Annotated in this window: 12 protein-coding genes; 10 read left to right on the top strand and 2 right to left on the bottom strand. The window is 52.2% G+C overall.

All coding sequences use genetic code 11. The annotated features are described in order from the left end of the window. Positions 1–44 precede the first annotated feature (44 nt). The 3 genes from COO92_RS15195 to COO92_RS15190 are packed head-to-tail and all read left to right on the top strand — an operon-like array spanning position 45 to position 2493. Positions 45–470 (top strand): SxtJ family membrane protein, encoded by a 426-nt coding sequence (locus COO92_RS15195; protein ID WP_133125074.1) that lies wholly within the window; start codon positions 45–47, stop codon positions 468–470. Positions 471–488: 18 nt separating this feature from the next. Continuing rightward, entirely contained in the window at positions 489–638 is a 150-nt protein-coding gene (locus COO92_RS22305) for a DUF5989 family protein (RefSeq protein ID WP_022734212.1), read from the top strand. A 16-nt stretch (positions 639–654) separates the two neighbouring features. Then, positions 655–2493: a carbamoyltransferase family protein gene (locus COO92_RS15190; RefSeq protein ID WP_101303450.1), complete on the top strand. Its 1839-nt coding sequence runs from the start codon at positions 655–657 to the stop codon at positions 2491–2493. A 187-nt stretch (positions 2494–2680) separates the two neighbouring features. On the opposite strand, the gene amrS is transcribed toward COO92_RS15190, so the two are convergent. Beyond that, positions 2681–3766: an AmmeMemoRadiSam system radical SAM enzyme gene (amrS, locus tag COO92_RS15185; RefSeq protein ID WP_101303448.1), complete on the bottom strand. Its 1086-nt coding sequence runs from the start codon at positions 3764–3766 to the stop codon at positions 2681–2683. A 92-nt stretch (positions 3767–3858) separates the two neighbouring features. Between amrS and COO92_RS15180 the strand changes: the two genes are divergently transcribed. The 7 genes from COO92_RS15180 (at position 3859) to COO92_RS15145 (ending at position 11184) form a co-directional block, all read left to right on the top strand. Beyond that, positions 3859–4740 (top strand): hypothetical protein, encoded by an 882-nt coding sequence (locus COO92_RS15180; protein ID WP_101303446.1) that lies wholly within the window; start codon positions 3859–3861, stop codon positions 4738–4740. A gap of 20 nt (positions 4741–4760) precedes the next feature. Beyond that, positions 4761–6239, top strand: coding sequence for an AmmeMemoRadiSam system protein B (gene amrB / locus COO92_RS15175; protein ID WP_101303444.1), 1479 nt, complete (start codon positions 4761–4763; stop codon positions 6237–6239). Positions 6240–6251: 12 nt separating this feature from the next. Continuing rightward, a complete protein-coding gene (locus COO92_RS22405; RefSeq protein ID WP_101303442.1) occupies positions 6252–6620 on the top strand; it encodes a DUF2750 domain-containing protein in 369 nt (122 codons plus the stop codon). Between the two features lie 99 nt (positions 6621–6719). After that, on the top strand, positions 6720–7535 hold the full coding sequence (gene cysQ, locus COO92_RS15165) for a 3'(2'),5'-bisphosphate nucleotidase CysQ (RefSeq protein ID WP_101303440.1): 816 nt from the start codon (positions 6720–6722) through the stop codon (positions 7533–7535). Positions 7536–7976: 441 nt separating this feature from the next. Next, positions 7977–8972, top strand: a complete 996-nt coding sequence (locus COO92_RS15155; protein ID WP_206186420.1) for an L-threonylcarbamoyladenylate synthase — start codon at positions 7977–7979, stop codon at positions 8970–8972. Between the two features lie 16 nt (positions 8973–8988). Beyond that, positions 8989–10401, top strand: a complete 1413-nt coding sequence (locus COO92_RS15150) for an FAD-binding oxidoreductase (RefSeq protein ID WP_101303436.1) — start codon at positions 8989–8991, stop codon at positions 10399–10401. A 33-nt stretch (positions 10402–10434) separates the two neighbouring features. Continuing rightward, the gene (locus COO92_RS15145) at positions 10435–11184 is read left to right on the top strand and encodes a DUF4336 domain-containing protein (protein WP_101303434.1); all 750 of its coding nucleotides are present in this window, start codon (positions 10435–10437) and stop codon (positions 11182–11184) included. Positions 11185–11225: 41 nt separating this feature from the next. Here COO92_RS15145 and COO92_RS15140 read toward each other — a convergent pair whose 3' ends face one another. Next, positions 11226–12137: a DMT family transporter gene (locus COO92_RS15140; RefSeq protein ID WP_101303973.1), complete on the bottom strand. Its 912-nt coding sequence runs from the start codon at positions 12135–12137 to the stop codon at positions 11226–11228. Between the last annotated feature and the right edge of the window lie 57 nt (positions 12138–12194).

Genomic DNA, 12194 nt, shown 5'->3' with positions numbered 1-12194 from the left:
TGATTGCGTATATACAGACGAACATAATCTTTGGTGCAAAGCCTATGAAAAATAAGAATTCAAAACATTCACCGCTTGATAGCCCAACCAATAGAAGCTTTGGGCTTACGGTCGGCGGCATTTTTCTCTTGATTGAGACTTATCGATTTTGGCAGAGCAATATTGTCGATATCGCAGGCGTCATACTATTGACCGTATCATTGCCGCTGTTAACTCTCGGAGTGCTATATCCTCGAATTCTTACACCACTAAATCGTGGATGGATGAAACTTGGCTTGATACTCCATAAAATTGTAAACCCAATAGTGATGTTACTGCTGTATATTGTGACGATTTGCACAACAGGCTTAGCAATGCGGGCTTTTGGTAAAGATCCTCTAAACCTCAAATTTGATAAAGATGCAAAGACCTATTGGATTGCGCGCTCGCCGAAAGGCCCGTCGCCTGAAACTATGAAGAACCAGTTTTAATTAGAGAAATTTAGACAAATGAGCTTCTTAATCGAATTATGGTCGTTTCTTAAAGCGCGCAAAAAATTCTGGCTTTTCCCGGTCATCATCGTGATGATTATGTTTGGTGGACTTCTCATAGTCGCTCAGGGTTCCGCTGTTGCTCCATTCATCTACACGCTATTTTAAGCAACAGGAGCTTTGAATGCGCATACTTGGCATCTCAGCCTTTTATCATGACAGCGCCGCCGCGCTTATCGTTGACGGTCATATCGTGGCCGCGGCTCAAGAAGAAAGATTCTCACGCAAGAAGCATGACGAAGGTTTTCCTGTTCAAGCTATCAGTTACTGCCTCGAAGAAGCTGGAATAAGTCTAGCTGATGTTGATTATGTCGCATTTTATGACAAACCCTTTCTGAAATTTGAACGCCTCCTCGAAACCTATCTTGCCTTTGCGCCAAAGGGATTTAGGTCGTTTCAAAGAGCGTTACCTATCTGGTTAAAAGAAAAACTGTTCCAGAAAGATATGTTGCGCAAACTGCTGAAGCGCTACGATGAAAACTTCGATTGGCAAAATAAACTATTATTTGGTGAACATCATCAAAGTCATGCTGCATCAGCGTATTATCCATCGCCTTTCGACGAGGCTGTAGTCTTGACCATGGATGGTGTTGGCGAGTGGGCCACCACCTCTTTAGCTATTGGTCGTGGCAACAAGCTAGAAATGATAAGAGAGATTCACTTCCCCCATAGCTTAGGCCTATTATATTCAGCGTTCACATACTACACCGGATTCAAAGTTAATTCTGGTGAGTACAAGGTAATGGGCCTAGCCCCTTATGGCTCACCAAAGTATGCCGACATAATAAAAAAACACATAATTGATATTAAAGATGATGGTTCGTTCCGCATGGATATGAGCTATTTCGACTACTGTACCGGCCTGACGATGACAAACAATAAATTTGCATCTCTGTTTGGAAGACCTGCACGTACTAAAGAAGACGATGAGCTTGAACAATTCCACATGGACATCGCAGCATCTGTTCAAGCCGTCACCGAAGAAATTGTACTCAAACTCACTCGCTCGCTGGCAAACGAATTTGACATCAAAAACCTATGCCTAGCCGGAGGAGTTGCACTTAACTGCGTAGCAAACGGTAAAATTGTAAAAGACGGCTCATTTAAGAATATTTGGATTCAACCAGCTTCCGGTGACGCAGGGGGTGCTCTCGGCGCGGCACAAACAGCCTATTTTCATCATCTCGGCATGCCACGAACGACACAAGCTGGCAATGATGCGATGCAAGGCTCGTATTTGGGGCCATCGTTCGATCAAAATGACATTGAAGAACGGTTAAAAAAAGTTGGCGCAAAATTTGAAACGTTTGATATCACAGAAGTAATTCAGAAAACAGCTGATGCTCTGTCAAATGAACGAGCTATTGGGTGGATGCAAGGTCGCATGGAATTTGGACCTCGCGCATTGGGAGGAAGATCGATCATTGCAGACCCACGCTCCGCCCGGATGCAGAAAACCTTGAACCTCAAAGTTAAATATCGAGAATCATTCCGCCCCTTCGCCCCGTCGGTTTTAGCCGAAGACGTAAGTGATTGGTTCGATATTGATTGCACCAGCCCTTACATGCTGTTTGTCGCAGATATCGTAACAAAACGTCAGCGACAAATGTCCGACGATGAACGGTCTCTATTTGGAATAGAAAAACTAAACATTCCACGTTCGGATATTCCTGCGGTAACTCACGTAGACTATTCCGCAAGGATCCAGACGGTGCACGCACAGACTAATTCAAGTTATCACGCACTTATTTCAGAGTTTAAAAAAATTACAGAATGCTCAGTTCTGGTAAATACGAGCTTCAACGTTCGCGGAGAGCCAATAGTATGCACCCCGGAAGATGCCTTTCGTTGCTTCATGGGAACGGAACTTGATAATTTAGTTATCGGAAACTGTTTTTTACGCAAAGAAGATCAAGATGAAAACCTCAAGCTAGACTACAAAAGCGCTTTTGAACTGGATTAAACGTAAAATTAAAATATAATTGATATTATAAATCGCCAGAAAAAAAGCGAAGTATTCACCATTATAATATCGCGAATATTAGATCCAAATGTCTTTTGTCCTTAGTGATTTTAGATAGCACCAGCAGAAATCCCCCTGCTTAATATTAAATTCACTTACTGAAAGAACCTGAAAACTGAAACCTGGCCTAGATCAGCTTGACCGGCAACCGTTTTGGTCCCCACGTTCCGGGGGTTGACTGAAACACACCGCCGCAGCCTGTGCCGCAATTGGCGCAACATCCGTGTGCATCAAGGTTCCAGTCCGATAATTGATACCAGTCCCGGCCAATCAGAAGATCGCCACAGCCATGGCAATAGGTGCTGCTGGCCGACTTGTCATGGACATTCCCGACATAAGGATAGCGGATGCCGTTTTTGATCGCGATGTCGCGCGCCCGGATCAGGGTTTCGGGCGGGGTGCGCGGATGGTCCATCATTTTCCAGTCGGGGTGAAAGGCGGTGAAATGCATTGGCACATCGGGGCCAAGATTTTCGCGCACCCAGTTGGTCATGGCATCAAATTCGCCGTCCCCGTCATTCTCGCCGGGGATGACAAGGTTGGTCAGTTCAAACCACACCCCGGTTTCCTGTTTGAGGTATTTGAGCGTTTCAAGAACATCACTCAGATGGGCCGAGCAAAGCTTGTGATAGAAATCCTCGGTAAAGCCCTTAAGATCGACATTGGCAGCATCCATATGGCGAAAGAATTCTTCGCGCGCCTTATCTCCGATATAGCCCGCCGTGACGGCCACGGTCCGAAGCCCCAACTCCCGGCAGGCTTGGGCAACATCGACGGCATATTCAAGGAAAATCACCGGGTCGTTATAGGTAAACGCCACCGCCGAACAGCCGTGATCCTTGGCGGTTTGCGCGATCATTTCCGGTGTGGCCAGCGATCCCAGCTTATCCATCTGACGCGCCTTGGAAATCTCGTGATTTTGGCAGAACTTGCAGGTCAGGTTACAGCCCGCCGTGCCAAACGACAGGATCGGGGTGCCGGGCAAAAAATGGTTGAGCGGTTTCTTTTCAATCGGATCAATGCAAAAGCCCGATGACCGGCCCCATGTGGTCAGAACCATCTGATCATCTTGGCGTGCCCGGACAAAGCACAAGCCCCGCTGCCCGTCTTTGAGCTTGCAAAAGCGCGGGCAGACATCGCACTGAATCCGGCCATCGTCGAGATGGTGCCAGTAGCGTCCGGGGACGGTATCGTTTCCACTGTTCAACAGCATTAATGCAGAAAACCTTATTTTCCGAATCAACTCTTAGGCTATCATGTAGTGAGCGGCACTCAGAAAGCTAAAACAAATCAGGAAACGGCCCTATGCTATTGTTTGAGAGAATGAAGACACAACGCGGAGAATGGCCAAAAACATTTGAAAAAGATCATTTCCCCGATAATGCCAGAACACAATGCTGGCAATTACTTGAACCACATACCCGAGAGTACTCGAGAATTGTTGAGATTTTGCGACATGCCATCGGTGTATATCACCTCAACAAAGCAGGTTTTCCGAATAGACAGCCAAGCAGGAGATTCAACCATAAGGCTGAGCTCCAAGCTTTTTTACACGAAGGATTGGATGGAGGTAATTCTCCACAAGATATTGAGTATGCCCTCACTACTATCGAGTTAATGGCTCAAAACTCTGGATACGATTCAGAACGAGCCATTGAAACTGTCAACTATCGACTAAAATTAGCCGGCGTTGGTTATAAATATATAGATAGGCAACTGGTACCTGTTGATGACGAAGAGCTCACAAATGATGCTGTCATCCCTGCCATAAGCCTACTGAACAGAGATGAATTTACTGATTCATATAACTATCTACGGCAAGCCTTCAGTGACTACAAAGAAGGAACGAACGAAAGCTCCCAGAGCGCCATAGATAATACCGTAAAAGCGGTTGAAACTGCGCTTAAGATTATATTTTCAGCTCTTGATATCGACTATGGCCCAAAGGCAACTTACGCACCCCTAATTCAGATTGCGGCAGAGAATGATCTTTTCCCCGGAATAGCAGAAGACAAGCTCTCCCCTATCGTAAATATGCTCAAAGCATTGGGAGAAATGCGAAACAAAGGAGCCGGGCACGGCGGACCGGACAAAAAAGTTTCGGATAAGGCCGTTCGCCTTGCGATACATCATTCAACAGCCAATCTTCTATATATCGTTGAGTCGTATCTGGAACGAAAACAATAAGCCCTAATGCTGGAGCATCAATGACCATCATTCGTCCGCCTGCTGTTGCCGGATCATTTTATCCGGCCGATCCCGATATCTTGCAAAGCGAGATCGACGGGCTGATGGATGCCGCGTTGCATTCCGATGTCATGGATGATGGGGTCACGCCCAAGGCGATCATTGTGCCCCATGCCGGGTTGATGTTTTCGGGTGCCATTGCCGCCCTTGGCTTTGCCACGGTGCGCGCGCTTAAGGGCCAGATCAAACGCATTGTGATTGTGGGCCCAGCACACCGCATGGCGTTTCAGGGGGTGGCCCTTGCCAAGGCCGATGGGTTTGCTACACCGCTTGGCACGGTTAAGTGTGATCTGGCCGGGCTTCAGACCGCCCTTTCGTGGCCGCAGGTTCAGATTTTGGATGATGCGCACCGCCAAGAACACGGGCTTGAGATTGAATTGCCGTTTATCCAGCGGCTGTTTGGCGAGGACAGCGATATCGGGATTGTGCCATTGCTGGTCAGTCGCTGTGGCGCGCGACAGGTGCATGAGTTGATTGAAGCACTTTGGGGCGGGCCGGAAACCTTGATTGTGATTTCATCGGACCTGTCGCATTTCCATGATTATGAGACCGCACGCCACATGGACAACCGCACGCGCGACATGATCGAGCGGTTTGATGCCGAGGGCATTGATAGCAATGATGCCTGCGGGGCGTTGCCGGTCGCGGGGATGTTGATGTCTGCGCGCAAGCGCGGCATGCGGATCAAGACCCTTGGCATGCGCAATTCCGGTGATGTGACCGGCGATAAATCGCGCGTTGTCGGCTATGGCGCATGGGCGATTTACACCGGATCGGAAAAGATGCGTGACCGCGATACGCGCGCCGAACCATCGGAAGGATTTACCGGTACGACCGAACAGCTTTTGGCCCAACACGGGCCAGAGATGATTGATCTAGCGCGGCAATCGGTCTGGCACGGTATTCGTCACGGCGGGCCGCTTAGCGCCAGTACAGCATCTGTGTCCCCGGCCCTTTTGGAGCCCGGTGCGTGTTTTGTGACCTTGAAGAAATCAGGCCAACTTCGTGGCTGCATCGGATCGGTGATGGCGCATCGCGATTTGGCGACGGACCTTTGCGAAAATGCGTTTAAGGCCGGATTTGCCGACCCCAGGTTTCCGCCGCTCCAAGAAGCGGATTTAAACGATGATCTGGAAATCTCGATTTCGGTTTTATCCCCCGCACGTGATTTTCCGTTTGAGGATGAGGCCGATCTGATTGCCAAGCTAACCCCGTTTGAGGATGGCATGATCCTGTCGGACGGCAACAACCGGGGGCTTTTCCTGCCGCAAGTGTGGGAACAATTGCCCGAACCGGCCGATTTCGTTGCACATTTGAAACGCAAGGCGGGGTTATCGATGGATCATTGGTCGACCACCATGCGCGCCCAGCGGTTTATCACGCGCGGCATTTCGGGTAAGGATATTACGACGCACGATTTCTGGAAAACTTCCGACTAAGAGGCCAAGACCATCACCGCAACAACAGACCCAAACAACCGCTATGCCGATTTTCTGAGTGCCGTTGCCACCTTCGAAGGGGTTTGGGGGCTTTATCGCAATGGCTGGCTGCTGTGTCCCGGCGATGACGGGCAGAAATTCTGTCCGTTTTTCCCATCACGTGATGATGCAGTACACTGGGAAGATGCGGCCAATACCGGCTATGTCCCAACCGCGATTACGCTGGTGGAATTGATGGAAAGTTTGCTGCCTGATTTGGCGAAGAATGACATTGTGGCCGGTATTTCCCCAACCCCGGATGCGGGGCCCATTGTGCCTGGCCATGATCAGCTTCACCATGATTTGATCACCGCATTCAAGGCCGCAATCGCCGGGAAATAAAGCAAACCCCAGTTGCCCATCGTTTAGGGTCTGGACCTTGGCGGCAAAATTCCCTATGCCCTTTGCCATATAAATTTCACGCCAACAGACGAGATTGCAATGACCATTGCCCTGCCCGCCGATGCCGATGCGCTTGAAAACGGTTTGATCGAAATTGCCCGCAAAGCCGGTGCGGCGATGATGGAAATCTATAAAACCGATTTCGATGTGCGCTCCAAAGACGACGCATCGCCGGTGACCGAGGCCGATGACGCCGCCGAGGCGGTTATTTTACCGGGTTTGCGCGCCCTCACCCCGGACGTTAAAATCGTGTCGGAAGAAAGTGCGGCCAAGGGCGATGTGCCCGATGTTGATGGCGAAACGGATTTCTTCTGGCTGGTTGATCCGCTGGACGGGACCAAGGAATTTATCAAACGCAATGGCGAGTTCACGGTCAATATCGCGCTGATTGCCAAGGGTCAGCCGGTTCTGGGTGTTGTCTATGCCCCGGCGATTGAAAAGCTTTATTACGGTGATCCGCGTGGGGCCAAGCTGATTGACGGTGACGTCACCCCGACCATCACCGACATCACGGTGCGCGACATGCCCGAAGACGGGGTTGTTGTCGTCGGGTCACGCTCGCACGGCGACCCGGAGGCGATGAAGGCGTTTCTCGGTGATCTGCCGGTCAAGGAACTGCGCCCGGCGGGTAGTTCGCTGAAACTCTGTTTGGTGGCGGCCGGTGAAGCGGACCTGTATCCGCGCCTTGGCCCGACCATGGAATGGGACATCGGGGCGGGTCATGCAGTTTTAAAGGCCGCGGGCGGTGTGATTGAAAATATGGATGGATCGCGTTTTGATTACGGCAAGGCCGATTTTCGCAACCCGTTCTTCATCGCACGCAGCCCATCTGTGCCGGTAAAATATCAGGATTAATCCTTCGCAACAGCGGGCCGAAAACGAATTTCAAAGCATGATCAGCAGCTTGTGCTGTGTGCGCTGCACAAGGCACAGGCCGCAGGTGATTTAGCCAAAAATAAATCGTCTGAAATCCGCAGTTTCCTTGACTTTTTCACGCATCTGAATTACACATGTCTTATCGCCACACAACGTGTAGGTGACGTAAATAGCCGCCGGAATCACGGCGACGCGGTCCAGCTTCACCACCGCGGGGCGAAGTCGGGCTAGAGCGTAAATTGGCGCCGCCATTCTGTATGGCGGCGCTGCGCTATTTGGGGCCTTTTTTCGCCAACTTCCCACAGATATGCCATTCCTTTTTGGCTGCTATCACATCTGTGATGGGTGTTCTTCCTTGTCATCGTCAATGATCGTCGCTAGGTATTTCAAGACACTGGATTTTTCTTTTGGTGGTATTGCATGTGCCCTGCCCTGACCATTCGTCCCTATTCCGAAGGTGCGCTGAGCCAAGCGGCGGGAAAGCTGCGCGCAGGTGAATTGGTCGCCTTTCCGACCGAAACGGTTTACGGGCTGGGTGCAGATGCAACCAATGCCGATGCGGTTGCCGGAATTTATGCCGCCAAGCAACGCCCAAGTTTTAATCCGCTGATCAGCCATTTCCCCGACCGCGATGCCGCCGCCGCCCATGCAACATTTGATGCGCGGGCCGAAAAGCTGGCCGCCGCATTCTGGCCCGGTGCGCTCACACTGGTTTTGCCAAAACGTTCCGACAGCACGGTGTGCGAACTGACCACGGCGGGGCTGCCCAGCATTGCGGTGCGGGTTCCAGCCCATCCGATGGCGCGCGAATTGCTGCGTGCGGTGGGGCGCCCGGTTGCCGCCCCCTCGGCCAATCGGTCCGGGCGCATCAGCCCGACCACGGCAGGGCATGTTGCCCATTCACTGGGCAATGCGATTGGCATGATTTTGGATGGCGGGCCGTGTGGTGTCGGGCTTGAAAGCACGGTGATTGATCTGACCACGGATCGGGTCGTGATGCTCCGTCCCGGCGGGATTACCAAGGAACAGATTGCCGAGGTCCTGGGGACTGAGGTCATCATGGCCGAAACCGATGATAGCGCGCCCAAAAGCCCCGGCATGCTGACCAGTCATTATGCACCGGGTTTGCCCGTGCGCCTTGATGCGACCGCCCCGGATAAGGCCACATACGGCCATGAAATCCTTTTGGGGTTTGGCGATTGCGTGACCAAGGGGTTTGATGCGGTCTTGTGGCTGTCCAAATCCGGGAATGACGTTGAGGCGGCCGCGAACCTGTTTGCCCGCCTGCATGAAGCCGATCAGAAACGCTTTGACGGGATTGCCATTGCGCCGATCCCTGCTACCGGGCTTGGACTTGCGATCAATGACCGCATGAAACGTGCCAGTGCGCCGCGCGCCCCGCACCCATCGCCATAAGCGGAGCAATGGCACAATGACCCGCCCGCACGATGCCGCGATCCTTGAACTGAAAAACCTGCTTGGCCCAAAAGGCTGGAGCATGGAACGCGATGTTCTTGAAACGCATAACCGTGAGGCGCGTGGTAAGTTCGAAGGCCATGCCGATATTATCCTGTTTCCCGCCAGTACCGATGAAGTTGCCAAGGCAGTTGCCATCTGTGCCGCGCACGCCATCGCCATTGTCCCGCAAGGTGGCAATACCGGGCGCTGTGGCGGGGCGGTTGCCGGTCAGGATCAGGTTCTTTTGAACCTGAAACGGATGAACAGAATTACCGAGATTGACGCCCGCGACTTCACCGCAACCGTTGAGGCCGGTGCGATCTTGAAAACCATTCAGGATGCGGCCGAAGAACATGACCTTTTATTCCCGCTGAGCTTAGGCGCCGAGGGCAGTTGCCAGATTGGTGGCAACCTTGCGACCAATGCCGGTGGGCTTAATGTTATTCGCTATGGCAATGCGCGGGATCTGGTGCTGGGGCTTGAGGTTGTTTTGCCCGATGGCAGCATCTGGAACGGGTTATCAAAGCTGCGCAAGGACAATAGCGGCTATGACCTGCGCGATTTGTTTATCGGGGCCGAAGGCACGCTGGGTATCATCACCAAGGCGACCTTGAAACTGTTCCCCCACCCCAAACATATTGCCACCGCATGGGTGGCAGTACCATCGCCCGAAGCCGCACTTGATTTGCTGGCACTCGCACGGCGCACGACCGGCGATGCGATTGCCGCATTTGAGCTGATGTGCGGTTTTGCCCATGACATGTCGGTGACGCATCTGCCCAATCTGACGCGCCCGCTTGCCAGCCAGACCGACTGGCATGTTTTGATCGAACTCACGTCATCGCGGCCCACGGATGACCTACAATCCTTGCTGACCGACCTTTTGGGCGATGCCATGGAAGGTGAGCTTGCGCGTGATGCGACCCTTGCGCAATCCGACGCACAACGCAAAAACCTGTGGGCAATCCGCGAAGGCATTCCCGAGGCGCAAGGATTTGAAGGCGGCAGCATCAAGCATGATGTGTCCGTACCAGTATCAAAGGTCCCCGATCTTCTGACACGCGGGATGGCGGCGGCGCGTGACCTGATACCGGGCATTCGCCCCTGCCCGTTTGGCCATGTCGGGGATGGCAACATTCATTTCAATTTCACCCAGCCGCTGGATATGGACAAAGCCGACTATCTTGCACACTGGGAAAACCTGAACCGCGTCATCCATGACATTGTGGCCGGTCTTGGCGGGTCGATCAGTGCCGAACACGGCATCGGGCAGCTTAAGCGCGATGAACTGGCTCATTATGCCAGTGCGGAAAAGCTGAAGTTGCTGCGCGCGGTTAAAGCGGCAATTGATCCGGACAACCGGCTGAACCCCGGAAAGGTCGTGTGAAGAAAATACCAGTTAGCGGAGGAAAAGAACCCGATGTTTTCTGTTGAGACCTATGCCCCGCTTGATACGCTTAAACCCGTTGGTGACAATATCTGGATCGTCGATGGTCCGGTTATCGGGTTTCAGTATCTGGGCATGAAACTTCCGTTTTCGACCCGGATGACGGTCGTGCGGCTGGCAAACAACAAACTGTTTATTCACTCCCCCATTCGGCTAAGCGATCCGTTAAGGGCAGAAATTGACGCGCTTGGCGATGTCCGTTTTCTGATTGCGCCAAACACCATTCATTATGCCGAGGTTCCCGATTGGCAAAAGGCATATCCAAATGCCAAGGCATTCTGTGCCCCTGGTGTGATCAAGCGCGCAAAATCCGTCGGGCTTGACGTGCAATTTGACGGTGAACTTGCCGATACGCCAGAACCCGAATGGCAAGATGACATCAAACAGATTCTTGTCCGTGGTGGATATCTCAACGAAGCGGTGTTTTTCCACACTACGTCCGATACCCTGATCCTGACCGATCTGATCGAGAATTTTGAACCCGATAAAATCAAAAGCCCGATATGGCGGTTTTTCATTCGACTGTTTGGCACCATGGATCCACATGGCTCGGCTCCACGCGACATGCGGGCGACCTTTATCGGGCATAAAGACAGCCTGCGAAAATGCGTTCAAACCATGATCGATTGGAACCCGACACGTGTCATTCTGGCCCACGGACGGTGGTATGACACAAATGCGGTTTCTGAACTCAAACGTGCCTTTCGCTGGGTTCTTAAATAGCAAAACACCAAAGCCCGACCGGTTACAGGCATTGCCTCGGGTCATTGCCTGAGTGAGATTATGCCCGCAACGATAATCATCATGATGCCGGTGAGTGACAGCGCATCGGGCGTTTCGGCAAAGAACAGCACACCCCAAATGAATGAAAACCCGACATAGGCAAAATCAAAGGTGCCGATCATTGGCGATGGCCCGTTTTGATAGGCAATCGCCGCCCCGATGCTGCCAATCAGGATCGAGGCCGCCAGCATCGCCATGATGCCGAAATCCGAGAGCGTCATGGCACTCCACGGGGCAAGCAAAAAGCCATCTCGCACCTCGTCCGAGAGCATGCTGATCACGGCGGCGGCCACACCACCGACCGCCACAAAGGCACAGTTTAGCGCAAGGGAAAGTTTGATCGGATGTTCGGCCCGGCATTTGGTCCGGGTCAGGATCATCGCAACCGCATAGAGCATGGCCGACAGTAACGGCAGCAAGGCATAGCCGTTAAAACTCCCGGCATCCGGGCGCAAGATCAAAACCACCCCGGCAAACCCCAAAATGACGGCAAGCCAGCCCTTTTTGCTGATCGTACTTTGGGTGATGGCGGCGGTAAACAGGGTGATAAAGATCGGCAGCGTGTAATAGGTCGCGGCAGCGACAGACAGGGTCAGATGCGGCAGCGAAAGGTAATAGCTGATCCACATCACGACCAGCAAAAGACTGCGCAAGATGGTCCAGCCCACCGCATCCCCAAGACGCAGGGATGCAGGCGACCGGAACACCAGATAGCCGACCAGAAACGGAATGGCGATGGCCGAGCGGATGACAAAAATCTGCCAGATCACAAAGGTGCTGCTTGATTGCTTGATCAGCGCATCGCCCAGTGACAGGGCGAAAACCGTAAAAATGATCGTTCCCACGGCAAGCGGGATACGGTCACGATAATCGGGGACAGGTGAGCTTTTCATGGCATCCAGCATAAAGCGCGGTTCGCGTTGGGCGATAAAACCCTATCACCCTTACGA

The sequence above is a fragment of the Thalassospira lohafexi genome (assembly GCF_002844275.1).
Lineage (GTDB): Bacteria > Pseudomonadota > Alphaproteobacteria > Rhodospirillales > Thalassospiraceae > Thalassospira > Thalassospira lohafexi.
Note: the sequence above shows the minus strand (reverse complement) of the source record. Positions and strands in the feature narration are given on the sequence as shown.

Bases quoted from the DNA above. Each gene is read 5' to 3' on its own strand.
- COO92_RS15195 (WP_133125074.1), top strand. From the start codon at position 45: ATGAAAAATAAGAATTCAAAACATTCACCGCTTGATAGCCCAACCAAT.
- COO92_RS22305 (WP_022734212.1), top strand. From the start codon at position 489: ATGAGCTTCTTAATCGAATTATGGTCGTTTCTTAAAGCGCGCAAAAAA.
- COO92_RS15190 (WP_101303450.1), top strand. From the start codon at position 655: ATGCGCATACTTGGCATCTCAGCCTTTTATCATGACAGCGCCGCCGCG.
- amrS (WP_101303448.1), bottom strand. From the start codon at position 3,766: ATGCTGTTGAACAGTGGAAACGATACCGTCCCCGGACGCTACTGGCAC.
- COO92_RS15180 (WP_101303446.1), top strand. From the start codon at position 3,859: ATGCTATTGTTTGAGAGAATGAAGACACAACGCGGAGAATGGCCAAAA.
- amrB (WP_101303444.1), top strand. From the start codon at position 4,761: ATGACCATCATTCGTCCGCCTGCTGTTGCCGGATCATTTTATCCGGCC.
- cysQ (WP_101303440.1), top strand. From the start codon at position 6,720: ATGACCATTGCCCTGCCCGCCGATGCCGATGCGCTTGAAAACGGTTTG.
- COO92_RS15155 (WP_206186420.1), top strand. From the start codon at position 7,977: ATGTGCCCTGCCCTGACCATTCGTCCCTATTCCGAAGGTGCGCTGAGC.
- COO92_RS15150 (WP_101303436.1), top strand. From the start codon at position 8,989: ATGACCCGCCCGCACGATGCCGCGATCCTTGAACTGAAAAACCTGCTT.
- COO92_RS15145 (WP_101303434.1), top strand. From the start codon at position 10,435: ATGTTTTCTGTTGAGACCTATGCCCCGCTTGATACGCTTAAACCCGTT.
- COO92_RS15140 (WP_101303973.1), bottom strand. From the start codon at position 12,137: ATGAAAAGCTCACCTGTCCCCGATTATCGTGACCGTATCCCGCTTGCC.